Origin of the sequence: Pseudocnuella soli (genome assembly GCF_004347775.1) — a bacterium.
Lineage (GTDB): Bacteria > Bacteroidota > Bacteroidia > Chitinophagales > Chitinophagaceae > Flavisolibacter > Flavisolibacter aquaticus.
Genome location: NZ_CP037755.1, coordinates 4496470 through 4521055, shown reverse-complemented (window position 1 = coordinate 4521055; position 24586 = coordinate 4496470). Strand labels below are relative to the sequence as shown.

At 50.4% G+C, this 24586-nt stretch carries 20 protein-coding genes; 11 read left to right on the top strand and 9 right to left on the bottom strand.

Annotated elements, in window-relative coordinates; genetic code table 11:
- Position 1 precedes the first annotated feature (1 nt).
- The 6 genes from EPD17_RS18605 to EPD17_RS18580 all read right to left on the bottom strand — a co-directional run bounded on the left by EPD17_RS18605 (position 2) and on the right by EPD17_RS18580 (position 9065).
- Entirely contained in the window at positions 2 to 481 is a 480-nt protein-coding gene (locus EPD17_RS18605; RefSeq protein ID WP_132055984.1) for a redoxin domain-containing protein, read from the bottom strand.
- Between the two features lie 141 nt (positions 482 to 622).
- Positions 623 to 1648, bottom strand: a complete 1026-nt coding sequence (locus tag EPD17_RS18600) for a PorP/SprF family type IX secretion system membrane protein (protein ID WP_240040673.1) — start codon at positions 1646 to 1648, stop codon at positions 623 to 625.
- 11 nt (positions 1649 to 1659) lie between these two features.
- Entirely contained in the window at positions 1660 to 6018 is a 4359-nt protein-coding gene (locus EPD17_RS18595) for a PKD domain-containing protein (protein WP_132055983.1), read from the bottom strand.
- Between the two features lie 64 nt (positions 6019 to 6082).
- Positions 6083 to 6496, bottom strand: coding sequence for a hypothetical protein (locus tag EPD17_RS18590; protein ID WP_132055982.1), 414 nt, complete (start codon positions 6494 to 6496; stop codon positions 6083 to 6085).
- A 10-nt stretch (positions 6497 to 6506) separates the two neighbouring features.
- Positions 6507 to 8015 (bottom strand): carboxypeptidase M32, encoded by a 1509-nt coding sequence (locus tag EPD17_RS18585; protein WP_132055981.1) that lies wholly within the window; start codon positions 8013 to 8015, stop codon positions 6507 to 6509.
- A 111-nt stretch (positions 8016 to 8126) separates the two neighbouring features.
- Positions 8127 to 9065: a YitT family protein gene (locus tag EPD17_RS18580; RefSeq protein ID WP_132055980.1), complete on the bottom strand. Its 939-nt coding sequence runs from the start codon at positions 9063 to 9065 to the stop codon at positions 8127 to 8129.
- 150 nt (positions 9066 to 9215) lie between these two features.
- Between EPD17_RS18580 and EPD17_RS18575 the strand changes: the two genes are divergently transcribed.
- From EPD17_RS18575 to EPD17_RS18550, 6 genes are all read left to right on the top strand, one after another.
- Positions 9216 to 10313 (top strand): Nif3-like dinuclear metal center hexameric protein, encoded by a 1098-nt coding sequence (locus EPD17_RS18575; RefSeq protein ID WP_132055979.1) that lies wholly within the window; start codon positions 9216 to 9218, stop codon positions 10311 to 10313.
- A 119-nt stretch (positions 10314 to 10432) separates the two neighbouring features.
- A complete protein-coding gene (locus tag EPD17_RS18570; RefSeq protein ID WP_114235404.1) occupies positions 10433 to 11188 on the top strand; it encodes a zinc ribbon domain-containing protein in 756 nt (251 codons plus the stop codon).
- A 224-nt stretch (positions 11189 to 11412) separates the two neighbouring features.
- A complete protein-coding gene (recN, locus tag EPD17_RS18565; RefSeq protein WP_132055978.1) occupies positions 11413 to 13068 on the top strand; it encodes a DNA repair protein RecN in 1656 nt (551 codons plus the stop codon).
- A gap of 225 nt (positions 13069 to 13293) precedes the next feature.
- Positions 13294 to 14613: an AAA family ATPase gene (locus tag EPD17_RS18560; RefSeq protein ID WP_132055977.1), complete on the top strand. Its 1320-nt coding sequence runs from the start codon at positions 13294 to 13296 to the stop codon at positions 14611 to 14613.
- Entirely contained in the window at positions 14613 to 15875 is a 1263-nt protein-coding gene (locus EPD17_RS18555; RefSeq protein ID WP_132055976.1) for a tetratricopeptide repeat protein, read from the top strand. Before EPD17_RS18560 ends, EPD17_RS18555 begins: the two co-directional genes overlap by 1 nt.
- A gap of 90 nt (positions 15876 to 15965) precedes the next feature.
- Entirely contained in the window at positions 15966 to 16793 is an 828-nt protein-coding gene (locus tag EPD17_RS18550; RefSeq protein ID WP_132055975.1) for an enoyl-ACP reductase FabI, read from the top strand.
- Positions 16794 to 16914: 121 nt separating this feature from the next.
- On the opposite strand, the gene EPD17_RS18545 is transcribed toward EPD17_RS18550, so the two are convergent.
- The gene (locus tag EPD17_RS18545) at positions 16915 to 17136 is read right to left on the bottom strand and encodes a DUF2795 domain-containing protein (RefSeq protein WP_114235524.1); all 222 of its coding nucleotides are present in this window, start codon (positions 17134 to 17136) and stop codon (positions 16915 to 16917) included.
- Positions 17137 to 17460: 324 nt separating this feature from the next.
- On the opposite strand from EPD17_RS18545, the gene EPD17_RS18540 reads away from it, so the two are divergent.
- Positions 17461 to 18135: an ABC transporter ATP-binding protein gene (locus EPD17_RS18540; RefSeq protein ID WP_240040672.1), complete on the top strand. Its 675-nt coding sequence runs from the start codon at positions 17461 to 17463 to the stop codon at positions 18133 to 18135.
- 80 nt (positions 18136 to 18215) lie between these two features.
- Here the strand turns inward: EPD17_RS18540 and rsmG are convergent, their stop codons facing one another.
- Complete coding sequence (rsmG, locus tag EPD17_RS18535; protein WP_132055974.1) at positions 18216 to 18863, bottom strand: 16S rRNA (guanine(527)-N(7))-methyltransferase RsmG; 648 nt, start codon at positions 18861 to 18863, stop codon at positions 18216 to 18218.
- 498 nt (positions 18864 to 19361) lie between these two features.
- The gene (locus EPD17_RS18530) at positions 19362 to 20477 is read right to left on the bottom strand and encodes a glycosyltransferase (RefSeq protein ID WP_240040671.1); all 1116 of its coding nucleotides are present in this window, start codon (positions 20475 to 20477) and stop codon (positions 19362 to 19364) included.
- Positions 20478 to 20780: 303 nt separating this feature from the next.
- Here EPD17_RS18530 and tgt point away from each other — a divergent pair, with 303 nt between their 5' ends.
- From tgt to EPD17_RS18510, 4 genes are all read left to right on the top strand, one after another.
- Complete coding sequence (gene tgt, locus EPD17_RS18525; protein ID WP_132055972.1) at positions 20781 to 21920, top strand: tRNA guanosine(34) transglycosylase Tgt; 1140 nt, start codon at positions 20781 to 20783, stop codon at positions 21918 to 21920.
- A 51-nt stretch (positions 21921 to 21971) separates the two neighbouring features.
- A complete protein-coding gene (locus tag EPD17_RS18520; RefSeq protein ID WP_204743219.1) occupies positions 21972 to 22427 on the top strand; it encodes a DUF3592 domain-containing protein in 456 nt (151 codons plus the stop codon).
- A gap of 91 nt (positions 22428 to 22518) precedes the next feature.
- Entirely contained in the window at positions 22519 to 23607 is a 1089-nt protein-coding gene (locus EPD17_RS18515) for an LptF/LptG family permease (protein WP_114235412.1), read from the top strand.
- 279 nt (positions 23608 to 23886) lie between these two features.
- Complete coding sequence (locus EPD17_RS18510) at positions 23887 to 24468, top strand: DUF922 domain-containing protein (RefSeq protein ID WP_132055970.1); 582 nt, start codon at positions 23887 to 23889, stop codon at positions 24466 to 24468.
- The last annotated feature ends 118 nt before the right edge of the window (positions 24469 to 24586 follow it).

The window sequence follows — 24586 nt, the reverse complement described above, 5'->3', positions numbered from 1 at the left end:
GTCAAACCGAAGCTGAAATTTTTTCCAATGCGGCTTCGATTTTTTGGAAATCGGGCTGTTCACCGGCGTTTTCCAGTACTTCGGCATGCTGCAAAATGCCGGCCGCATCCAATACAAACGCAGCACGTTTGGCCACACCCCGCAGCTCCATCACAAATTCGGGGTACAATGCGCCGTAGGCGGCGGATACTTCTTTGTTGAAATCGCTCAACAAATCAAAATTCAACGACTGGTCTTCTTTAAATTTTGCAAGGGTAAATGGAGAATCTACTGAAATGCCCAACACTGTTGCGTCCAACTCATTGAAGCGGGCAATATTGTCGCGAACATGGCACAACTCGGCTGTGCACACCGAGGTAAACGCCATCGGGAAAAACAACAACACCACGTTTTGCCCACGCAGCTCTGATAGTGTAACTTTTTGTTTCGCGGTATTGAATAAAGAAAAATCGGGTGCCTGCTGGCCAATAACTACTGCCATCTTAAATATTTTTTTAGGTAAATGCCCTGCGCAAAAAATGCCTGCAGGGAAGGTAGACCTAAAAAGAACAAAAGCAGCACCTGTTTGGTTGATGGCTTTTGGGCCACAAAACCGGCAGGCACTGCTGATGGCTGGTATTTTTTAGAACCGGGGGCAACGGACCGCAAACTCGGTGGAAGTTGCGCGGTCGAGAAACCCGACGTAGGAAATGCCCAATTCAAACCCGCCGCGGCCAAACGATGATGTGCGGAGTTTGGAAATATTGAGGTCGTAGGAAAGCGAAACCGAAAACGGACGATAATCCAGTTTTACCACCGGAATAAATGCATCATTCCAACGCAGGAATGCACCGCCGTGCAATGTGTAAATCGGCTTGTCTTCCTCGGGTCCAATCTTAATTCCATACAAGGCACCGGCAATGATCACCTGCGCATCATTTTGCAGCATATAATCGCCCTGCAGCGTGATGTAGCTGGCCGGTGTAACGCCAAAACGAACGCCTGCAGAAGCCACCCAGTTGGGATCCAGCTCCACTTGCTGCGATTGGTAAAATGAATTTTTTGGGCGGGTAAAATGATGATAGGCCAGGCCAACAAAAAAGTTGTCGGCCGGGTTTTCGTTCAACTGCGAATTAAAGCTCATTCCCACCGATGCATCCACATAAGTGTACTGTGCCCTTGGAAAAGTTTCGCCATCGCCGCGGCCCTCATAGCTTTCGTTGGTGGTCATTTTCGATCGGTCGATGCGGCGCTGCACCGGGCCGGCCATAAATCCAAGCGACAGGTAGCGGTTGTAATTTTCGCTTAAGGATTTGTGGTAGTTCAACGCCGGTTTCAGGTGTGCCGATGTCCAGCCCACGGTACCGGCTTTGTCGTATAAAATTTGTGCCCCTGCGGTTACAAAATCGCTGCCTTTTACCGGCATTTTATACTCGGCATTCAGCGAGCCGGTGCGGTATGCGTTGGTCACGCTGTTCCACTGATCGCGGTACACAACCTGTGCCCGCACATCGCCTTCAAACAAGCCGGCCAGCGAAGGGTTGCGCAGCAGCGGTGCTTCGAAAAACTGCGAAAAATGGATGTCTTGCGCAGCGGCATTGCCTACCAACAACGAACCAAAAAGCAATGCGCTCAAGTGCCTCAAACCTTTTTTAAACATTCTGCTCATAGCCGTCGGTTTTATTGAATGAGGGCAACATTGCCTTCGATGCGAATGATTTCGCCACTGATACAATACACTTCTGCCTGGAACACATACACGTCGGGTTGCGGCCGTCCGCCTTTGTATCGACCATCCCAACCAACGGTAGCATCGTTGATGGGACATTCGCGGCGTTCAAATACCACTTCACCCCAACGGTTAAACACCCGCAGCATTCGCACCCGGTCGAGCCCTTCGCCACGCAGGTAGAATACATCGTTGGCGCCGTCGCCATTTGGTGAGAACGTATTGGGTGCAAAAACGTTTGCATCCGGGCAAATAATATTTACCTGCGTTTCCGCACTGTTATGACAATTGTTGCTGTCCAGCACATTAATGGTATAGCGGACATCGTTCTTAGGCGCAGCTATGGGTTGCGGGCAATCGGTACAACTGAGTGCTGTTGGCGGCGACCAAAAATATTTGCGTACGCTGCTGGAGTAGGTAGCCTGCAGCAACACCTGCTGGCCTGCTACAACCGTGTACAGCGGCGGCACCGCCACCTCCGGCCTCGGGTGCACCCTGATTCGTTTGACAATCGTATCGGCACAACCATCCGGGTTGTTGGCTATGGTAGAAATGGTGAAATCACCTGCATTTGGAAACAGCAGCATACCGGGTGTTTTAACCGTAGTGGTGGAGCCGTTGGGCAATTGCCATTTCCATTGCACCTGCGTTGAATCCAAGTTGTGCAGCACACCGGCGTATGGCCTCCGTTCCCGTTCGCACATCACCGTATCACCCAGCAACTCGATGCTTGGCGTGATGGAAATGCGAATGGGGATTTGGGCCGAAGTGTCTTTACAGCCACTGGGTGTTTCGGTGATCAGCTGCACCATATAGTCGCCCGGTTTGTTGTAAAAATGCATTGGGCTCGATGCAGTGGAAGTGCCGCCATCGCCAAAATCCCATTTATAAAATACGAGACGGTCGTTGGTGCTGGTAGAGTCGATGATGCGCAGCATGCCCTCATCACAAAACAGGTTTTGGTTTACACCAAATTTTGCTTTCACGCCAATGGCATTGATCGTATCGCGGCCTTTCAATGTTAGTACGCAACCGGAGGGCTCGTACAAAATTACGGAGGGCAGGTAGCTGCCGAAATCGCGGTAGATATGCGAAATCTTATTTGAAGAAGTGTCGATCACATTACCGTCGCCAAAGTCCCAGATAAAACGGCCGTTCATTTCTTCAAAAGCTTCCAAGTCCATACGCAGTGGGCTACATTCCGTAACCGCCACATAATTCAACTTGGCATCATTCGGGTCGCGAACCACCAAAGGCATGGTGGTGGAGTCCTTACATCCGCCGGGGCTTGTCGCCACCAGTTTAATGTTGTAAGTACCTTTATTAGTGTAATACGCCTGCGGATTTTGCAGTGTGGAAGTGCCCTGTCCGAGGTTCCACAGCACCGAATTGGTGTAAGTGGAAGTGTTGGTAAACTTCGCTTCGTAAGGCGTACAGAAAGAAATAAAATTGTTGGCTTCAAAGCTGGCTTTGGGCCGGCCGGAGTAAACAAAGTTGGGTGTCACGGTCGAATCGGTACAACCCAGGTTGTTGGTCACCCAAAGGGTAACATTGAATGTGCCAGTGTCTTTGTAAGAATAACGGGGTTCTGCAACCGTTGCAGTGCCGCCGTCGCCAAAATCCCACCTGAACTTGGCTCCGCCACCCGGCGTTGTGTTTCTGAACTGCAGCGGAGTGCCGTTAGGGCAGGTTTGTACATCGCCGGTAAATGTGGGACGCACCACCGAGGTGGTTACAAAATTCCGTTTGATCAGGGCATCGCTACACCCACCTGCATCAGTTACTTTCAAACGAACGTTGAACGTTCCAATTGAATCATATTGCTTAGAGAACGGGGGCTGCGTATAAACGGTGTCTGTATTATTGATGCCATAAGACCATTCCCAACTTACGATCGCATTAGTGCCATCGGTTTTGGATTTATCAATGAAATTGACTGTTCGGCCGGCACATGTAGCTGCGTTGGGACTTTCAAAATCCGCTTTTGGTCCATTAACCTTTAAGTATTTGAGCTTATTAACTGAGCCACGCGGACAACCGAAGGAGTCAATAATAGTCAGCCGTACATCGTAGGATCCACTTTCCCTTAGCGTGGTAGAAATTCCTTGCACAGTTGAATTTTGCGTCTGAACATCCTGTCCATTCGTAAACGTCCAGGTTAGATTTCCAATACCTGCTAAGTCTGAGCCTACCGGCTTCAGGTTTACAGTGGCCGGTTTGCAAGCGATTAATGGGTTGCCCGTAAAATCAATTGTCTTTTTGCCAATAATGATCGATTGCGCTTTCGAATGTTCACAATCACCGTTGGTTACAATAATATTTATCGAATAAGTGCCTTCTTTTGGAAAGACATGTTTGTGTGGCCCTACGCCAGTAACCACCGGCGACCCGTCGCCAAAATCCCATTTCCAGCTTTGTGCGCCGATTGACTGATCGATGAATTCATACTCCAACAACCGGTCGCAGTTTGGAATATTGTATTTAAAATTAGCAATAGGGGGTTTAATCCGCACATATTGCGGCTTGATCAATGTATCGCCACAGCCAATCCGGTATGCAATGAGGGTAACATCAAGCCGCCCAGTATCCGAAAACTCGTATTTGGGGCTCATGTCTTTCGAGCTGCCACCATCCCCAAATTGCCATAAGTATTCTGTTGCATCTTCCGACTCGTTAATGAAATTGATTGCCGTCGAGGCACATGCTTCTAACGGCGAAGCACTGAATGCAGCTTTGGGCTTAGTTCCTACCCGCACTGCATCTTTCATGGTGATTGTATCTTTGCACCCGCTTACTGTAGTAATTACGAGTGTAACACGATAGCCCCTTGTTTGCGTATAAATATGCGTGGGTTCGGCTTCGGTGCTGGTGTTGCCATCACCAAAATCCCACAGGTAGGAAGCAATCGGTTCTACCGACGAAATGATTGGCTTCAGCTTGGCCTCGTAAGGAATACAACCATTTTGAGGCAGATTGGCAAATTGCACCCGAGGTTTATTGATGCGCACATAGTTGCGTTTTTTCAAAGTCGATACGCAGCCAAGCGAACTGGTAGCAGTGAGGGTCACGTCATAGCTTCCTAAGCCTGTGTACGTATGGCTGGGACTGGCCGCAGTTGAAAACGTGCTATCACCGAATTCCCAGAAATATGAGGCAGCACCGGTAGTATTGTTGGTAAAAGTGGCAGTAAATGGGGCAAAACATTTTGCTGTGTCATTCGTAGTAAACGAAATAGTAGGCGGTGCCGAAACATTGATGGTTTTAGTAAGCGTATCGTTACATACACCGAACGAGTTGATCAGTCTTATTTGTACCGGACCCGCAGTATTGAACACTTTCTGCGGGTTGGCTGCCGTGCTGGTGGAGCCGTCCGGGAAAAGCCATTGCGATGAGGTAGGCATTGGCCGTGAATTATTCAACAGTACCGCTGTTCCACCCGGACAAATGCTATCTTTTAACTGAAAATCGGTAATAAACCCACCTAGTATTACCGCACCTTTCTTGGTAAGCGTATCGAAGCAGCCTTCGCTACTGCTCACTACCAGTTGCACATTAAATGTGTCATTGGTAGTATAGGTGTGCGATGGGTTTCGTTCGCTGCTGGTGCTGCCGTCGCCAAACAGCCAGTTGTAAGTGAGTGTGCCGGGGCCGGTGCTCCGGTTGGAAAAACTAACTGTGGCGGGCGCAGTACAAACGGTTGGTTGCGCATTGGTAAAATCAGGTTTTACACCGGGCGATACATTCACAAATTTTGGTTTCAGTACCAGGCCCGAGCAGCCTTTGTCGTCGGTTACTTTGAGGGTAACGGCAAAATCGCCAGTGCCGCGGTACACATGCAGCGGATTTTTTTCATTGATCAAATTGCCATCGCCCAAATCCCAAGCCCATTGCACAATGCGGTTATTGGTATCAGCCACCGAGGAATCTCGCAACTGCACCCGCACCGGGCTACAACCCGATACCACTTCCGCATAGAAATTTGCTTTGGGATTGTCAAAAATATTGACATGCTCCACTTTGGTCATAGTGTCCTTCAACCCAGCAGCGTTGGTAACAATAAGGGTGATGTTGTATTTACCCGCCTTTAAATACGAAGTGGCGGGGTTTTTCAGCGTCGACGTATTGCCGTTGCCAAAATCCCAAAGCCAGGCGGTGGGGTTGCCAAACGAAAGGTCTTGAAAGGAGATTACTGCTGGCGCACAGCCAGTTGTCTTATCGGTACGGAAATTAGCGGCAAGTTGCTGCGAGTGGGCCGTAAACGCCCCCAGTATGCTCAGCAGCAGCATGGCTATTAGCTTGTTTGTTTTCAATTTCAGGTGTTTTCTCTAGCGGCGGTTTTGTCTGTTTGGGCCAATTAGCCCGGGCAAACATTTCTTATAATTTTTCCATGCGTAGGGTTCGTACAACACCGCTAACAGTAGCGGTTGCTGAAAGCGTGGTCAGGGTATTTTTGGTAATATTCCAACGGGTGCTCAACAGCGGCAACGGGTGGACAGCCGTGGCGTTGAACTGCGATTCAATGGTCCGGGCCACCACGTCGGCTTTCCAGCTTCCGGTGGCTTCAGTGGCGTTACTGCGTATGGCATCAACCGTATTGTTTTTATTAAACCGGAAATGGTACGGCTGAAACGCACCATCCAGATTGTTCGATCCTTCCGAAAAAGCAGTCACTTTCCACTCAGTGCCGTCCAAAAAGCTACCTGCAGCTTGTTCGGCAATCTGTTCTTTTGCTTTTTTGCAGCCCAATAGCAAAATTAGGGCCGTAAAATAGGGGAGGATGCGCTTCATAGCAGTTGATTCAAGATAACAAATTATATATCGTTCCGTACTTATCCAATATGTAACTCATGAAATGAGCGGGGTTCAACCCTTCCCCGGTTACCTCCCTGCACAGCTCTTCACTGGTTTGCAGCCGCCCTCTTTGGTGGATATTGCGGCGCAACCATTCCAGCAACCCAGCTATCTCACCCCCTTGTATTTGGTTTTCCAAATGGGGCAGGGCATTGCCGGCCGCTGCATAAAACTGCGCGGCATACAAGCTGCCCAGGCTATAAGTAGGGAAATATCCAAACGACCCATGGCTCCAGTGCACATCCTGCAGGCAGCCTTGGCGGTCGTCGGGCACGGTTACACCCAGCAGTTTTTGGTACTGCTCGTTCCAAAAATGGGGTATGTCGGCCGTGGCTAAACTTCCCTCCAACAGTCCTTTTTCCAGCCTATAACGTATGTACACGTGAAAATGGTACGTGATCTCATCGGCTTCGGTGCGGATCAGCGATGGCTGTACTTTATTGATGGCCTTAAAGAACTGGTTTTCATCTATCGATTGAAACTGCTGTGGAAAATATTTTTTTATATGGGGCAAAAAATGGTGGCAAAACGCCTGGCTCCGGCCCACATTATTTTCCCAAAGCCGCGACTGCGATTCGTGGATGCTGAGCGAACAAGCTTCTCCGGCCGGGAGCCCATAAGATGCCCGGGGCAAACCCTGTTCATAAAGCGCATGGCCCACTTCGTGGATGCAGCTCCAGGTCATGTTTGCAAAATCCTGCTCGTCTATCCGCGTGGTGATGCGTACATCATCGGCACCAAAAGAAATCGAAAACGGGTGTTCGCTCCGGTCCTGCCGGCCGGCTTCCAGGTCGTAGCCCAGTTGTGCTACCAGCCACATGCCCCAGTCCCATTGGTTTTGTGCGGGGAAATGTTGTTTCAAAAATTGGTCGTCCACCTGCGGCTTCGCTAAAATGCGATCCAGCAAGGCTTTCAGTTGCGGCAACAGTGAATCAAATGTCCGGTCGAGCAGCGCAATTGTAGCGCCTTTTTCATATTCGTGCAGCAAGGCATTGTAGGGATGGCCTTCGTAACCCAATACATCGGCCTCGGTCTTTTTTAATTGCACCAGCCGGTCCAGGTCGGGCAGGTAGTGGGAAAAACTATTAGCCTTGCGGGCCTCTATCCATGAGTGAAAAGCAGCGTTGGAGGCGTCCGACAGCTGGCGCACCAGCTCGGGCGAATATTTTTGCTGTCGGCTGTAATCCTCCCAGGTTTGCACTACGTTTAGCCGTTCGTCGCCGGTGAGGTCATCCTTTGATAAAAGTTCCTGAAGTAATCCGCCAAATTGTTCATCGGTAAAAATGCGGTGCGCCATTTCGGTCAGCGTACTGATCTGGCGGCCACGGGTAGCGGCGCCTTTTGGCGGCAGGTAGGTTTCCTGGTCCCATTGCAACACGGCAGTTGCAAAGCGAACGTCGGCCACCCGTTCCATGTTTTCACGGTACTTTTGATACATTGTTATGGTCGATGCCATTGCCCAAAAGTATCATTTTAACAAAGAACAGCATATAACAAAGTGGAACACAATGCCACAGATGGGCTTTTAAGCCCAAAATGAAGGCAATTGAAAAATCGAATTTCCGTTTCATTCCTTCAACCTGCGTTTTTTAACCATACCGCCACGGGTGTCCCGGATGCTTTGCATCACGATAAATGCCTGAGGGTCGATACGGCCTACTTCGGTATTCAGGCGGTTCACTTCCAGCCGGGTAATCACCACAAATATGATATCCACGGGCTGGTCGCTGTGGCCCCTTTTGCCAAAACCCCGCTGTCCCGAATAAATGGTAAGGCCCCAGCCCAATTTTTCCTTGATCATACTGGCCACCTGCTTACTGCGGCTGGAAATAATGGTGACCCCCGTGTATTCCTCAATGCCCTCCAAAATAAAATCTACCGTTTTGGATGCGGCCAAATAAGTAAGAATGGAGTACATGGCAGTTTCGATGCTCAGCAGGTAGGCTGCTACCGAAAAAATGAAAATATTGAACACCAGGATGATATCGCCAACAGAAAGGCTGTAGCGCCGGTTGAGAAAAATGGCCAGCACCTCCGTGCCGTCAATTACACCACCGCCACGAATGCTGAGCCCGATGCCCGCTCCCAGGAAAAAGCCGCCGAAAAGAGCGACCAGCAGTTTGTCGCTGGTAACATTGGGGTAGGGCACAAACGCTACCGCCAAGGCCAGCAAGGCAATGGCAATAATGCTTTTCAGGCTGAAAATATGGCTGATTTGCCGGTAGCCCAATAAGAGGAACGGGATGTTGAACAAAACAATCAGCAGGGGCACTGAAACGCCGGTTTGCTGGTTGGTAAGGAGCGAAATACCCGTTACGCCGCCGTCAATAAACTTGTTGGGAATAATAAAACCCCGCAATCCAAACCCGGCGGAAAGCACACCCAAAGCCAGTAACAGTGCATCTTTTACCATGCTGCGCACAAGCAGGCGGCGGCGTTTAGCTGCCTGCATCCGCTGGATATTTTCCAGCGACCGGTACGGCGAAGGCCACACCCATTGGCGCATGGAGCGCAGTATATGTTCAATTTTTGTAAGCAGGCAAATGGTTTTGAAGCAGTTTTTAAAAGGGAGAAAAACCTACCTTTCGGCGTTGTTTTGAGCCCAATTGAAAATTACACTTTACACTTCGAAAAGGCTGTTTTTAAACACTTGATTATGATCATTCAGGATATTTTGGTGCACCTGGAGCGGTTGGCTGCCCCGGAACTTCAGGAAGACTGGGACAATGCGGGCCTGATTACCGGCCAGCGCCAGTGGCCTTGCACCGGTGTGCTGGTTTGCCTCGATGCTACTCCGGAGGTGATCCGCGAGGCAAAACAAAAGGGCTGCAATCTGGTTGTTGCCCATCACCCAATTGTGTTCAAAGGACTGAAGCGCATCAATGGTAAAAATTACATTGAGCAGGCCATCATTGAGGCCATTAAGGCCGACATCGCCATTTATGCAGCCCACACAAACCTAGATCATGTGTTGCTGGGTGTAAACGGTAAGGCAGCAGAAAAACTAGGTCTGCAAAACATTTCTATTTTACAGCCCAAGCGAAAAGTGCTGCGCCGCCTCATCACCTTTGCCCCTTTGGATGCCGCCGAAAAAGTTCGCCAGGCCCTCTTTGATGCAGGTGCCGGCCACATAGGCCAATACGCCGAGTGCAGTTTCAACAGCGAAGGCACCGGCACTTTCAAAGCTGAGGCCGGCGCCAACCCCTTTGTGGGCGAAGTGGGCAAGCGGCACGAGGAGCGGGAAACCAAGATCGAGATCGTGTATCCGTTTTACCTCGAGCCGCAAATCGTCCGGACCCTGCAGCAAAGCCATCCTTACGAAGAGGTAGCCTACGATATTTTTACGATGGAAAATGTGCACCAGGGCATTGGTGCGGGCATTGTTGGCGAGCTGGAAACCGAAATGGATGAAGCCGCATTTTTACAACACCTGAAAACCACCTTTGGCGTGCCGGTGGTGCGCCACACGGCGCTGCGCGGCAAGGCGGTAAAAAAAGTGGCATTTTGCGGCGGTGCCGGCTCTTTTTTAACCGGGGCAGCGCTGGGCACGGGCGCCGACTTTTACGTAACCGCCGATGTAAAATACCACGAGTTTTTCGACGCCGATGGCCGCATGGTGCTCGCCGATATCGGCCACTACGAAAGCGAAGCCGCCACCATCGATTTGCTTCATGAGCATTTGCATTCAAAAATTCCTACCTTTGCCGTCCTTAAAACAAGCGTGAATACCAATCCGGTGCGGTATTTTTCGTGAAACGTCAAACGTGAATCGGCAATAGATTTGCGGCTTAACCAGGCGTTTTCGTCGATAGTTATTTCGCAATTGACGTTTCACGTTTGACGACTAAACAATTACAAATCAGACAATTCTATATGGCTAACGTTAAAGAATTTTCGGTTGAAGAAAAACTTTCTTCACTGGTAGCTTTACAAAAAATCGAATCGAACCTCGACGAGATCCGTGTGCTGAAAGGCGAGCTCCCCATTGAGGTGGCCGATCTGGAAGACGAAATCCAGGGGCTGCATGCCCGCCAGATCCGCATTGAGGAAGAGATCAACGGCATCACCGAGTTCATCGAGCAAAAGAAAGCGGCCATCAAGGAAGCCCAGGATCTGGTTGCCAAGTACGAAAAACAAAGCGAGAACGTAAAAAATAACCGCGAGTTTGAAGCCATCAATAAAGAAATTGAGATGCAGCAGCTCGAGGTAAAACTTTGCGAAAAACACATCAAAGACGCCAACGAAGAAATTGCTGAAAAAGCAGTGTTGCTGGAGCGTGCCAAAAAGGCCATCGCCAACAAAGAAGGCGTATTGACCAACAAAAAAGGCGAGCTGGAAAAAATCATCACTTCTACCGAAGAAGAGGAGAAAGGTTTCCAGGACAAGGCTGAAGAAGCCCGCAGCCACGTTGATCCGCGCCTGCTGGCATCGTACACCAAAATCCGCAACAACTTCCGCAATGGCCTGGCCGTAGTGCCGGTTGAGCGTGATGCCTGCGGTGGTTGCTTTTACTCCATTCCGCCCCAAAAGCAAAGCGAGATCAAGCAGCGTAAGAAAATTATGGTATGCGAAAACTGCGGCCGCATCCTGGTGGATTCGGACCTGAACGACAGCGTTGAGGTAAAATAATTTCCCTGTTGAAAATTGGTACAGGCCGCTCCGCAAGGGGCGGCTTTTTTTATCAAAACAACAGCAACGGTGGCCCCGCAATCTGCACCGCATTGATTAATTTGCTGCCCGTTCCGGCAACAGTTCACAGGTTTACGTGTTCACGTGTTCACAAGTTGGAGGCAAGCCGCCTGCACCCTGAACTCGTGAACACGTGAACTGGTGAACGATGGAACTTTTCTCCTATGCTCAAAAAACTGCACATTACCAACTACGCCATTATCGAAAGCTTGGAAATTGAATTCTCGGGCAACCTCAATATACTTACCGGCGAAACCGGTGCGGGTAAATCCATCATCATGGGTGCGCTGGGCCTTATTTTAGGCCAGCGTGCCGAAACCGGCGCCTTGCTGCACCGCGACCGCAAATGCGTGGTGGAAGGCATTTTTACACCCGAAAGCGAAGAGCTAGCCCAGCTGATGGACGAAGCCGACTTGGACATGGGTGAGGAGGTGGTGGTGCGCCGCGAAATTGCACCCAACGGCAAAAGCCGCGCATTTGTAAACGATACGCCGGTGAACTTGGGCCAACTGCAACAGGTTACCAACCTGCTTGTGGACCTGCATCAGCAATTCGATACCCTGGAGTTGGGCGAAAGCGATTTTCAACGCGAAGTGCTGGATGCGCTGGCGGGGAATGGCCCTGCGCTAAAAGCTTATCGCCGCCTGTTTGCGCAGGCGCAGGTAGCCAAAAGCAAGTTCGAAACATTGCGGGAACAAAAATCCCAGTTTGATAAAGAAGCCGATTACAACCAGTTTCAATTCAACGAGCTGGACGAAGCTGGTTTTAGGGAAGACGAACTGGAAGAAACGGAAAACGAGCTGAAACTGCTGAACAATGCCGAAGGCATAAAAACAGCGCTGGCAAAAGCATATTATGGGCTGGAAGAAAGCGAGGAACCGCTGACCCGCCAGCTTAAAGGCTTGTGCAGCGGCCTGCAGCAATACGCTGAGCTGCACCGCGACCTGCCCGACCTGGTAAAACGCCTCGAGTCGGCTTATATAGAACTGCAGGACATTGCTGAGGAAACCGACCGCATCCACAACGAAATCAATTTTGACCCGGCATCTATTGAGCGACTCAACGACCGGCTTTCGCTGGGATACAAATTGCTGAAAAAACATGGCGTTAAAACCACTGCGGAGCTACTGGCAATAAGAGCTGCGCTTGAAGAAAAGTTGCAGGCCGTGCTCCACATCGACGAGGAAATAAAGTCTGCCGAAGCGGAATGGAGCCGCCTTTTAGGCGAAGCCGAAGCAGCAGCCGAAAAAATATCGGCCGCCCGTAAAAAAGTGGTGGACGGACTGGAGCAAAAAGTAGACGCCATGCTGCGCCAGGTGGGCATGCCCAATGCCCGCATCAGGGTTTCCATTAAAAAAGTAGCACTCAACACCACCGGTTTTGACGAAGTGGAATTTCTCTTCGATGCCAACCGCAGCAACAATTTTAACCCGCTGCGCAAGGTGGCGTCCGGTGGCGAGTTGAGCCGCCTCATGCTCTGCATCAAGTCCTTGGTGGCGCAGAGCATCAACCTGCCCACGCTTATTTTCGACGAAATTGATACCGGCATTTCCGGCGAAGCCGCCAAGCAGGTAGGCATCATCATGAAGGAGCTGGCCGGTGCCCGCCAGGTTATCTGCATCACGCACCAGCCGCAGATCGCCGGCCGTGCCGATGCGCATTATTTTGTGTTTAAAAACGTACAAAACGGCGCCGTTACCACCGGCGTTCGCCTGCTCAATACTGAAGACCGCATTGTGGCCATTGCGCAAATGCTGAGTGGCGAAAAACCCACCGCTGCGGCATTGGAAAATGCCCGCGAAATGGTGGTGGCAGGCTAAGGGAAAAGCTCCGGTGCGGCCGGAGCTTTTCTTTTGGGGCCGCCGGCTGCGGCGCAAACAATTTTACCGGCGGTAGCTTCATTTCTTTTCACCTTTGGCCCGAAAAGATATATTTGCCTACTTGCTGCTGCAATTAAATGTAATTTAAACGGCCGGCCTGTTAAGCTCCGCTATACAACCAACGCAAAGCAACTAGTTTCAAACACCAACCCCGGTTCCGCTGCTATGAAAAATGATGTGATTCAAAACCTGCTGGATGCACTGGCCATATCGCCCGACAATATACCGCTGCGCATGCATGTGGCCGCGCTGATGCTGCAGGATGGCCTGTTTGATGATGCCGGAAAACAATATCAGCAGGTGCTGGAAAAAAGCTACGGCAACCGCGATGCAAAGCTGGGCCTGGCGGCCTGCTATCATGCCACGGGTAAATGTTCCGCTGCCATTGTTATTTACGAACAGCTCTCCGACGAACTTTCGCTGCCCGACCAGGTACGTTATATAAAATGCCTGTTGCACGAGCGGAGCACCGCCCATGCGGTAGAATTATACCAGCGGGTGCTGGCCCTCAACCCCGGATTTAGCGATGAAGAGCTGGATGCCCAACTGCGCATGCCGGCCCAAAACGGTTTTGAATTTGAAGACGAAGACGGCCTGCTGCCTGAAGACGATGCTTATTTTTTGCAAAAACCGTCAGTGCGATTTAAAGATGTAGGCGGCATGGAGCGGGTAAAGCGGGAAATTTCGATGAAAATTATTGAGCCGCTGCGCAACCCCGACCTGTACCAGGCATTTGGTAAAAAGGCGGGTGGCGGCATTTTGCTGTACGGCCCGCCGGGCTGTGGCAAAACCTTTATTGCAAAAGCCACGGCCGGTGAGATCGATGCTAAATTCATCTCCATCGGCCTGCACGATATCCTGGACATGTGGATGGGCAACAGCGAAAAAAACCTCCACGAGATTTTTGAAATTGCCCGCCGCAATGCGCCCTGTGTGTTGTTTATTGATGAAGTGGACGCCATGGGCGCCAGCCGGAACGATATGAAAGGCAATGCCCTGCGCCACGTGATCAACCAGTTTCTTTCGGAGTTGGACGGCGTGGCCACCAACAACGAAGGTGTGCTGGTGCTGGCCGCCACCAACGCCCCGTGGAATGTGGATGCTGCGTTTCGCCGCCCGGGCCGCTTTGACCGGGTGATTTTTGTTGCGCCACCAGATACCGAAGCCCGAACCCAAATGCTGGAAGGCATGCTGCACGAAAAGCCAGTGGGCCGTATGGATGCGCAAAAAGTAGCCGCCGTTACCGAAAATTATTCCGGTGCCGACCTGAAGGCCATCATCGATATTGCCATTGAGCAAAAGCTGCAAGATTCGTTAGCCAAAGGCGCCATTCAGCCCATTGAAACCGCCGACCTGCTGAAAGCGGCAAAGCAACACCGGGCCACCACGCTGGAGTGGCTGGCATCGGCCCGCAACTATGCCCTGTACGCCAACGAGTCGGGCCTGTACGACGATATTTTGCAGTATTTAAAAGTGAAAAAATAATGGTGGATACCGGTGTGCTGCTCGATCGTGCCGGCTTGTTGCTTGCCCAGGGACGTGCAAAAGACGCAGAAGTGGCCGCACGGGAAGTGCTGGCCCAGGAACCCTATAACGATGCAGCGCTGGCCCTGTTGGGCCGTTGCGCTTTTGAGTTGGGCCATATCCCCGACGGTATGGGTTTTATCCGCGAGGCGCTGGCCATCAGGCCCGAGGCCAGTTTTTATTATTACCTGCTGGCTTATGGCCATTACCAGCAAGAGCAATACGCACCGGCGCTGGAACACCTCGAAACCGCCGTGGGGCTGCAGCCTTATGTAGCAGAGTATTACGGTATGCAGGCTTTCGTGCTGCTGGCGCAAAGGCAATGGGAAGCGGCTTTGGAAAAAGCCAACGAAGGCCTGGCCCTGGAAGCCGACAACCTCACCAGCCTCAATGCCCGGTCAAGGGCGCTCAATAAACTACGCCGCACCGACGATGCGATGGAAACCATGCAGGATGCGCTGGCCGTGGACCCGCACAGCGAGCTCACACACCTGACAGTGGCCTGGAACTACTTGGAAAAAGGCCGCCACCGCGATGCGCAGCACCATTTCAGGGAAACGCTGCGGCTGAACCCGAACAACGATGGTGCCCGCTCCGGCTTGAAAGAGGCACTCAAATCGAATGTGGCGCCGTACCGCTGGCTGCTGCAATACAGTTTTTGGCTGCACAACAAGGGCAAAAAATGGCAAACAGCTGCGCCTATCATCCTGTATGTTTTGTTCCGGGTGGTGAGTGGTGCGTTGGGCGCCAGCGAAAGCACCAAAGGACTGGTGTGGATACCGGTTTCGGTGTACCTGCTGCTGGTGGTTACTTCGTGGACTATCGGGCCTATTTGCAACTTCGTGCTCTTGTTTCATCCTTTAGGCAAACATGCCGTTACGCTATCGGAGCGCTGGTCGGCCATTTCGGTGGTGTCGGCGCTGGTTGCAGGTTTGGCTTTGCTGGGTGTGGCGCAGGTGCCGTCGGTGGCTGCTGCTGTGCCGGAAAATGTATCGCTGGAACTGGCCGGCATTTTACTTCTTACCATAGCTTTCCCGCTGGGCGAAATGGTTTTTCCGCTGCGGTGGAAAGGGTTGTTGCGCCGGCAACGTGCGGCCATGCTGTTGGTGGCATTGGGCCTTGTTTCGGTGCTGGGTGCCTTATTTGCGCCGGTGCTGGTGCCCATCGCCGTAGTGTATGGTATTGGGTTTATTTTATATAGCTGGACGGGCATTTTCCGTTAGCCTTCATTTGGTTGGGTTAAAAGCAGAATCCTTTACTTTTGGGCCTTCTTATAACCGACTGTTTAGCAACAATCCAGAAAAATAGAGCAAATGGCTAATAACTTATTGCAGGGAAAAAAGGGAATCATCTTTGGTGCGCTGGACGAAAAATCCATTGCCTGGAAAACGGCGCTGGCCTGCCACGAGCAGGGCGCACAACTGGTGCTCACCAATGCCCCGGTGGCTCTGCGCATGGGTGAGATCAACAAGCTGGCTGAAGCGGTAAATGCACCCGTAATTGGCGCCGATGTCACCAATATGGACGACCTGAAAAAGTTGTTTGAAGGTGCCATGGAGCATTTTGGCGGAAAGATCGATTTTGTGCTGCACTCCATTGGTATGAGCCTGAATGTGCGGAAAGGCAAACCATACACCGACATCAACTACGAGTGGAACCAAAAAACCCTCGATATTTCCTCAATGAGCCTGCACCGGGTGCTGCGCACTGCCTGGGAAATGGATGCCCTGAGTGAATGGGGTTCGGTGGTGGCACTGAGCTATATTGCCGCACAGCGCTCCTTCCCCGATTACAACGAAATGGCCGATGCCAAAGCCCTGCTGGAAAGTGTGGCCCGTTCGTTTGGCTACTACTACGGCAACCGCAACAAAGTGCGCATCAACACCATTTCACAATCGCCAACACGCACTACTGCCGGCAGCGGCGTTAAAGGCTTCGACGGCTTTATAGAATACGCAGAAAAAATGAGCCCGCTGGGCAATGCACCGGCCGAGGCCTGCGCTAATTACTGCGTATTTATGTTCAGCGATCTGAGCCGATACATCACCATGCAAAACCTGTTTCACGATGGTGGATTTTCGTTTGTGGGTGTAAGTGAGGCCATCATCAACGGTATTGAAGCTGCCAACAAAAGCGAGTAATTTTTTTACATACAACAAGAAGCCCGCAGCTTACCGGTTGCGGGCTTTTTGTTTGCCGTGTAGTGATGCGCCAAAAAAAGCCGCCCCGGATGGGGGCGGCTTGTAAAAGGAAAAAAGATTTTTAGTATTCGTCTTCGTTGAACATAAAGCCTTCCTGCGATGGGTAGTCGGGCCAGATGTCTTCGATGCTTTCATACACTTCTCCTTCGTCTTCCAGTTCCTGCAGGTTTTCCACCACTACAATGGGAACACCAGAGCGAATGGAGTAGTCGATCAGCTCATCCTTGGTTGCGGGCCATGGCGCGTCTTCGAGGTAGGAGGCTAGTTCAAGTGTCCAGAACATTTTATCGCTGTTTTTGCTGTTAATGGTTTGGTTTGGCCCTAATTCTATGCCAGTTTTGGTGGGGTAAAAGGGGCCAATTTTCGGCAAAAGTAAAGGTAAATGCCAAATTACCAAATGAGGTTTTATCTGCAGCTGAAATGCCGCCTTTGAATGTTTATAAATAGCCGGAAGATTGTACCATTTTGGCGCCGCACATTGGAGCCAGCTCATTACTGCTACATTTTGTTAACCGGTAAATACAGCTGTTGCTTTTCCCAAACTTTATGCATTCATGCGTTCAATGCTCCGCCAGTTTACGGATATTTGGGCCCTTTAGCCCCAACTATGGCAATACTGACCGCACAAAATATTCATAAGCGATACGGAACCGTGGAAGTGCTCAAAGGCGTGGATCTTTCGCTGGAGCCCGGCGAGATCGTCAGCATTGTAGGATCATCGGGTGCCGGCAAAAGTACGCTGCTCCATATTTTGGGCACGCTTGATAAACCCGACGCCGGCGATGTGGTGCTGGCTGGCGAAACCGTTAGCCGCCTGGATGGCCATAGGTTATCGCAGTTTCGCAACCGCCATGTGGGTTTTGTGTTTCAGTTTCACCACCTGCTGCCCGAGTTTTCGGCGTTGGAAAATGTGTGCATTCCCGGTTGGATACAGGGCGGCAATAAAGCGGCGGTGCGCAAACGTGCACTTGATTTATTGCAGCTATTGGGGCTGAGCCACCGCACCGAAAACAAACCGGGCGCCCTGTCGGGTGGCGAGCAGCAGCGGGTGGCCGTGGCCCGGGCACTGATTAATAACCCCAGCGTAGTGTTTGCCGATGAACCAACGGGCAACCTCGATTCGGCCAATGCCCGCGACCTGCACCAGTTGTTTTTCGACCTCCGCAAAGAGTTCAACCAAACGTTTTTGATTGTAACGCACAACGAAGAACTGGCGCATCTTACCGACCGGATGATTACGATGAAAGACGGAAAAATCCTGGTGCCGGAAACAGCGGAGTAAGGCAAAACTAAAAAGGCAAAATTCAAAAAAGACGTCCGCTTGGGAACCAGTTTTTTTACTTTTTAATTTTGACTTTTGCCTTAAGCCGGCACGTACAGCATGTATTTTTCCTGAAAATATTCCTCTTCAAACAACCGGCTGATCTCCATCATTTGCGGCTTGGTGTTGCTTTCAAAAATTTCCTGAGCCAGGTCGCCGCCCTTGAGGCAAATAAGCCCGGAGCGCACCACCGAAATGCCGCCTGCTTCCTGGATGGTAAAATCGCGTTTCTTCAATAGCGGCTTGGCCCATTGCCACAAATCTTTGAGCGGCGCTACCGCACGGGATACCGCAAAGTCGAATTTCTGGTTTTTGATTTCTTCGGCGCGGGTATGCTGCGTGGTAATGTTCTGCAGGTTCAGCGCTCCCTTTACCGCTTCGATGATCTTTAATTTTTTACCGATGCTGTCCACCAGGTGAAAGCGCACCTCGGGAAAATAAATGGCCAGCGGCACTCCCGGAAACCCGCCACCAGTACCGATGTCAATGATGTGGCTGCCTGCCGGAAAATCGAACGCCGCAGCAATGGCCAGCGAATGCAGGACATGTTTTTCATACAACGCATCAATGTCTTTACGGGAAATAACATTGATCTTGGCATTCCAGTCTTTGTACAAATTTTCAAGTGCCGCAAACTGTTGCTGCTGCTGTTCGGTAAAGCCGGAGAAATATTTGATCAGAACATCCATGATGGCGGCAAAGGTAGGCCTTGAGAACAGAAGAACAGACGAACAAGGAATGTCGAACAGACGCAGGGAGGACAGGAATTATAAATGATGATTAATGAATGATGTTCGAGATGTAGCCGTAGCTGACATTTTTAAACATAATTAAGCAGAACAGGCAGCGGGCAAAAAATGTGGGCATGGCCCACACCTGTTGGTAGCACCACATCCAGTAGGAAAAATATTTTGGGCGTAGCCCAAACCAATCCACCAGCTGCTTTTTTGCAATATTTCACCGGTTCGCGGTGTTGATCTACGATCAACGATAATTAAAGCAATCTGTAAAAGCCATTTTGCTACCAACAGGCTTGGGCCACGCCCAATTGCTGGCGCCGGAAATCAAATAGAATAACGAACAGACGAACAAGGAACAGACGAATGACGAAGTGGAATGATGAATTATGAATTTCGATTGCCCCCAATAATTAAGAATTCATCATCAATAATTCATCGTTCTTCCCGTCACTTCCAGCTTTTGCGCGGCCGCTTCCACAGCGTGGGGGCAAAAATGAGGTAGTAAATAAACATCCACAGGTCGAGCAGTACAAACCAGGGATAGAGGTCGGCTTCTTTCAGGCGTTTCATGGCTTTATCCCAAACAATGGCCTGCACGCCGATGCGCACCAGGAACGGAATTAGGGCCCAGCGCCAGTCGTAAAAAATAAGCGATGCAGCAAACAAGGGGTAAAACAGCATGAACGACAGCGTGTACAGCCCAAGCAGGGCCTGGTGGCTTTTTTTATAGTATTTGCCCGTGGTGTAATGCCTTGTTTTTTGCCGCACCCAATCGGTCCAGGTTTGCTTCGGCAGCGATAAGGTAAATGCCTCCGGGTCGAGCACCACCGTAGTGTTATCCCTCGTGGCTACTTTATTAATAAAAAGGTCGTCGTCGCCGCTGGGTACATGGTTGATGGAGGCAAAACCTTTGTTGCGGAAAAAAGTGCCTCTACGGTACGCCAGGTTGCGGCCCACGCCCATATAAGGTTTGCCCGCAAGGGCATACGATAGGTACTGCAGCGCCGTATGAAAGGTTTCGAAGCGAATGAGTTTGTTGAGCAGGCCGGGTTGTTTGACGTAAGCGCCATAACCTAGGGCCACTTCCACGCCGGGGCCAAAAGCATCCTGCATTTTATACATCCAGTTTTCCGATGCAGGCGCACAGTCGGCATCGGTGAGCAGCAGCACTTCGTGGCGGGCTTCTTTGATGCCTACGGACAGTGGAAATTTTTTGCCGTCGATCAGTTTGGCTTCCTGGGTGAGGTCGATGATATTGAGCTTGCGGTGTTGCTTTTGCAGGTCGCCCAGCAGGTACCGCGATTCATCAAAAGAGTTGTCGTTTACCACAATTACTTCGTGGGTGGTGGGATATTGCTGCTCCAGCACGGTAGGCAGGTTTTGGGCCAGGTTGGCGGCTTCGTCCCGGGCACAGATCACCACCGAAACGGGGTGCTGCAGCGACTGGCTGCGGGGCGGCGGGTTTTTGTAAAAAGCAAGTCTGCGGAAAAAATAGAGGTAGTAAAAAAGCTGAATGCCGGTAACGAGCACAAAAACGCCAAACAGCAGCAGTCCCACAGTCATAAGCATATTAACCCGTGATGGGCAGGATTTTACAAGGATCGGAAAGATAATCGCTCCATACCCATCACGGGTGCAAAAGTATATATCCCGAACCAGTGATGCACATGATTTTATAAGGATTAATACTATTGGTCTACTGTCAAAGATGGTATTGATTTATAAAATAAATAATAACTAATTAGTAGTCAATGTGTATTCCTGGCTTCGCTCCCTGCTTTTCAAAACTTAGCCAGCGTCAGCATTAATTAATCATTCAAATCTTTCTGTAATCCTGTACATCACTGGTTACCTTTGCGCCCATTTATGGCAGCCTTACAATTCAACCTCCAACATACCGATGGGAAAACCTCGGCCCGTGCCGGCACCATCACCACCGATCACGGCACTATTCAAACACCCATATTTATGCCGGTAGGCACCATTGGCAGCGTAAAAGCGGTGGCGCAGCAACAATTAAAATCCGAAGTAAACGCGGAGATTATTTTGGGCAATACCTACCACCTGTACCTGCGCCCCGGTCTGGAAACAATGGAAGCTGCCGGCGGCCTGCATCGCTTTATGAATTGGGACCGACCGATACTTACCGACAGCGGCGGCTACCAGGTATTTTCGCTGGCGGCCAACCGAAAGATCAACGAACAGGGCGTGATGTTTCAAAGCCATATTGATGGCAGCAAACACTTGTTTACGCCGGAAAAAGTAATGGATATTGAACGCACCATTGGTGCCGACATCATGATGGCTTTTGACGAATGCCCGCCCGCCAACAGCACCTATAAATATGCGCAGGACTCAATGAACCTGACGCACCGTTGGTTGGATCGTTGCGTGCAGCATTTTAGCAATACCCCCGATAAATACGGCCATACGCAAAACCTGTTTCCGATTGTGCAGGGCGCTGTTTTTCACGACCTGCGCAAAGCATCCTGCGAGTACATTGCTTCGAAGGAAGCCACGGGCAACGCAATTGGTGGCCTAAGCGTAGGCGAACCCGAAGAAGTGATGTATGAGATTTGTGCGTTGTGCTGCGAGCATTTGCCCCAAAACAAGCCGCGCTACCTGATGGGTGTGGGCACGCCGTGGAATATTCTGGAAAATATAGCGCTGGGCGTGGATATGTTCGACTGCGTAATGCCCACCCGCAACGGCCGTAACGCCATGTTGTTCACCACTAATGGCGTGATCAATATCGACAATAAAAAATGGGAGCGGGATTTTTCGCCCATCGATGAAGGGTTGGACAATGAAATGAGCCATTATTATTCGAAGGCTTATGTGCGCCACCTGTTCAAGGCAGATGAATTATTGGGGCTCACCATTGCTTCGGTGCAAAACCTGTCGTTTTACTTGTGGCTGGTTCGTGAAGCCCGCAAACACATCATCGCCGGTGACTTTGCCAGTTGGAAAAGTGAAATGATCCCGGTGCTGAAGACCAGACTTTAATGCTTTGAGGCTGGAGTTGCAAAGCTCATCAATAATTTTTTTATTTGCTTGATGACTGGTGCGAAGACTACACTGAGTTTTATTTACTGGGGTTTGGTTCTGCTGGTGTTGATAGTACATTGTTACAATCGAGGAACCAATGAGTTGAGGCATCTCTCCAAAACCAAGGGAGTAGTGATCGACCAGATTCCCGTGGTAAAACAAGGCATGAAACGTTCGAGCAGTGTTTATAGCACCGAAGTATTGCGTCCGCAGATCATTTTTCCTGTTGATGATACCAGCTACATTTTTGTAGATCATAATGTAGCACTTGAAAATGGCGATGAACCAACAGTGTTATTTCCCTATCATAATCCGCGTGATGCTAAAGTGTACCGTTTTGCGTTTTGGATTGACGAAGGTTTTATTGTTCCGGTATTTTTAATTGCAGTATTGATCTATAAAATTGCTTCTATTCTTGCCGCTAAACACGAAAAGCCGTACGAGGTGCTGCCCAGTAATCTTTGATCCCGTTTAAAAAGCAGGCGGTTTATTGCCGCTAAAACTTATCATTTCTTTACCGGCCCTATTGCCTCAAAATACTTTACTTCGCCCTGCAATGCTCAAAAAGATAGACTGGTATATCCTGCGCAAATTCATCACCACGTTTGTGTTTTGCATGTTGCTGTTTACGGTTATTGCCGTGGCGGTGGACAGCAGCGAAAAAACGGATGAATTTGTACGCACCGGGCTTTCCACCGGCCAGATCTTCATGCAGTATTATATGGGTTTTATCCCATTCATCTGGGGGTTGTTGTACCCGCTGTTTGTGTTTATTGCGGTGATTTTTTTTACCTCCAAAATGGCGCTCCGCTCCGAGGTGATTGCCATTTTAGCCGCAGGCGTTACCTACAAGCGCTGGCTGCGGCCCTACCTCATTGGCGGGATTTTTTTTGCCACCATACTTTGGTTTGCCAACCGCTACGCCATACCTGCGGCCAACGGCATCCGCAGCCAGTTTGAGGTAACGTACCTCGATAAAGGCATTACGCCGGGCTGGGGCGGGCAATCCAGTTTTTACCTGCGTATTGATACCAACACATATGTTGGCGTACGCTATTACGACACGGCTTCCAAGTCGGCTTCTTCGTTTTTCCTCGACCGCATCAAGGACAATAAAATGGCCTACAACCTGCGGGCATCGCGGATGCAGTGGGATACGGCCACCCGCGACTGGAAACTTTCTGAAGTGGTGGAGCGGCATGTGGACAGCATGAAGGAACGGGTAACGTACAAACCCGAAATGCACCTGAAACTGAACCTGAAACCCGAAGAACTGCGCAAGGACGAATTTGTAAAAGACAAGCTCTCCACGCCGCAACTAACAGCCTATATTGAAAAGGAAGAACTGCGCGGCACCGAAGGCCTCAATGCGCTGAAAGTGGAGCAATACCGCCGCAGCGCTACACCGGTTACGGTGCTTATCTTAACCATGATCGGTGCTATTGTGGCCGGCCGCAAAACCCGCGGTGGCAGCGGCTTACACCTCGCCATTGGTATTGGCATCGCATCGCTTTTCATTATCTCCGACCGGTTCTCCACCGTGTTTTCGGTAAAAGGAAACCTGCCACCGCTGCTGGCCGCGTGGATCCCCAATATTGTATTTGGGCTGGTTGCCTGGCGGCTATACCTCAAAGCGCCGAAATAAGTCAGACGGAAAGTTTCAAAACAAAAAAGCAGGATGGATTTATTGGTCTAATTCAAATGGGCATTTCCATTTTTGACCTGCCATTTTACGCCGCCACCGGCCCAAAAACGGCCGTCGTCGTTTTTATAAACCTTTAACGTAATTAAAATAACTGTCCTGCTTATTTTTAGGGGGCTGTCAAAATAATAGACCTCCAAAGCGCATGTGCTGCACCGATTGATCTTGTTGTTTTTGATGGCGGCAATACCTTTTTGAAAACACCACCATTTTCATTTGGCTATGAATCACCTCATACACCTGCTTACCGTATCCCTGCTTTTTTTACAAACCGCCGTTGCGCCAGCAGCCCTCAGCAGCGCCGAACTGCCCGTGGCTCCCGTTACCGAAGATGAAACCATGATGGCCTGGAAATCGGACCGCAAACTTACCTGGGAGGACTTTAAAAGCGTGCCGGTACGCAACACCGAAGCCGTAGCATTGACGAGCACTTCGCTGGGCATTTCATACCGCGTAAAGAACAACCAGTTTCTCTACGATATTTCCTGTGCTTTTTCCAAACAACATTCATGGGGCCTGCTCCGTACGCCATACATCCTGGCGCATGAACAGGCGCATTTCGACATCACGGAAATTTATGCCCGCAAATTGCACAACGAGCTGCAGTTGTACCGCTTCAATGCAAAAACTTTCAAGAAAGACATCAACGATATTTATTACCGCGTGGTAAAAGAAAAGGAAGCTTTCCAGGAACAGTACGACAGTGAAACCGACCACAGCCGCAAAAAGGCCCGCCAGGAAGAATGGTTGGTACTCATTGAAGCGCTGCTGGATGATACCGCGCCGTATATGAATTATCCATAGGGAAGGGTGTGAAGTCGGAAGACCGAGGTCGGAAGTCCGAAGACCGAACTGGTAAGTAAACAAAACAGATTAGACAAATAAAAGGTCCTGCAGCAGCGATGCTTGCAGGACCTTTTAT

Excerpts from the sequence above, each read along its gene's own strand:
- EPD17_RS18605 (WP_132055984.1), bottom strand. The coding sequence starts at position 481 with ATGGCAGTAGTTATTGGCCAGCAGGCACCCGATTTTTCTTTATTCAAT.
- EPD17_RS18600 (WP_240040673.1), bottom strand. The coding sequence starts at position 1,648 with ATGAGCAGAATGTTTAAAAAAGGTTTGAGGCACTTGAGCGCATTGCTT.
- EPD17_RS18590 (WP_132055982.1), bottom strand. The coding sequence starts at position 6,496 with ATGAAGCGCATCCTCCCCTATTTTACGGCCCTAATTTTGCTATTGGGC.
- EPD17_RS18585 (WP_132055981.1), bottom strand. The coding sequence starts at position 8,015 with ATGGCATCGACCATAACAATGTATCAAAAGTACCGTGAAAACATGGAA.
- EPD17_RS18580 (WP_132055980.1), bottom strand. The coding sequence starts at position 9,065 with ATGCGCCAATGGGTGTGGCCTTCGCCGTACCGGTCGCTGGAAAATATC.
- EPD17_RS18575 (WP_132055979.1), top strand. The coding sequence starts at position 9,216 with ATGATCATTCAGGATATTTTGGTGCACCTGGAGCGGTTGGCTGCCCCG.
- EPD17_RS18570 (WP_114235404.1), top strand. The coding sequence starts at position 10,433 with ATGGCTAACGTTAAAGAATTTTCGGTTGAAGAAAAACTTTCTTCACTG.
- recN (WP_132055978.1), top strand. The coding sequence starts at position 11,413 with ATGCTCAAAAAACTGCACATTACCAACTACGCCATTATCGAAAGCTTG.
- EPD17_RS18560 (WP_132055977.1), top strand. The coding sequence starts at position 13,294 with ATGAAAAATGATGTGATTCAAAACCTGCTGGATGCACTGGCCATATCG.
- EPD17_RS18555 (WP_132055976.1), top strand. The coding sequence starts at position 14,613 with ATGGTGGATACCGGTGTGCTGCTCGATCGTGCCGGCTTGTTGCTTGCC.
- EPD17_RS18550 (WP_132055975.1), top strand. The coding sequence starts at position 15,966 with ATGGCTAATAACTTATTGCAGGGAAAAAAGGGAATCATCTTTGGTGCG.
- EPD17_RS18545 (WP_114235524.1), bottom strand. The coding sequence starts at position 17,136 with ATGTTCTGGACACTTGAACTAGCCTCCTACCTCGAAGACGCGCCATGG.
- EPD17_RS18540 (WP_240040672.1), top strand. The coding sequence starts at position 17,461 with ATGGCAATACTGACCGCACAAAATATTCATAAGCGATACGGAACCGTG.
- rsmG (WP_132055974.1), bottom strand. The coding sequence starts at position 18,863 with ATGGATGTTCTGATCAAATATTTCTCCGGCTTTACCGAACAGCAGCAG.
- EPD17_RS18530 (WP_240040671.1), bottom strand. The coding sequence starts at position 20,477 with ATGACTGTGGGACTGCTGCTGTTTGGCGTTTTTGTGCTCGTTACCGGC.
- tgt (WP_132055972.1), top strand. The coding sequence starts at position 20,781 with ATGGCAGCCTTACAATTCAACCTCCAACATACCGATGGGAAAACCTCG.
- EPD17_RS18520 (WP_204743219.1), top strand. The coding sequence starts at position 21,972 with ATGACTGGTGCGAAGACTACACTGAGTTTTATTTACTGGGGTTTGGTT.
- EPD17_RS18515 (WP_114235412.1), top strand. The coding sequence starts at position 22,519 with ATGCTCAAAAAGATAGACTGGTATATCCTGCGCAAATTCATCACCACG.
- EPD17_RS18510 (WP_132055970.1), top strand. The coding sequence starts at position 23,887 with ATGAATCACCTCATACACCTGCTTACCGTATCCCTGCTTTTTTTACAA.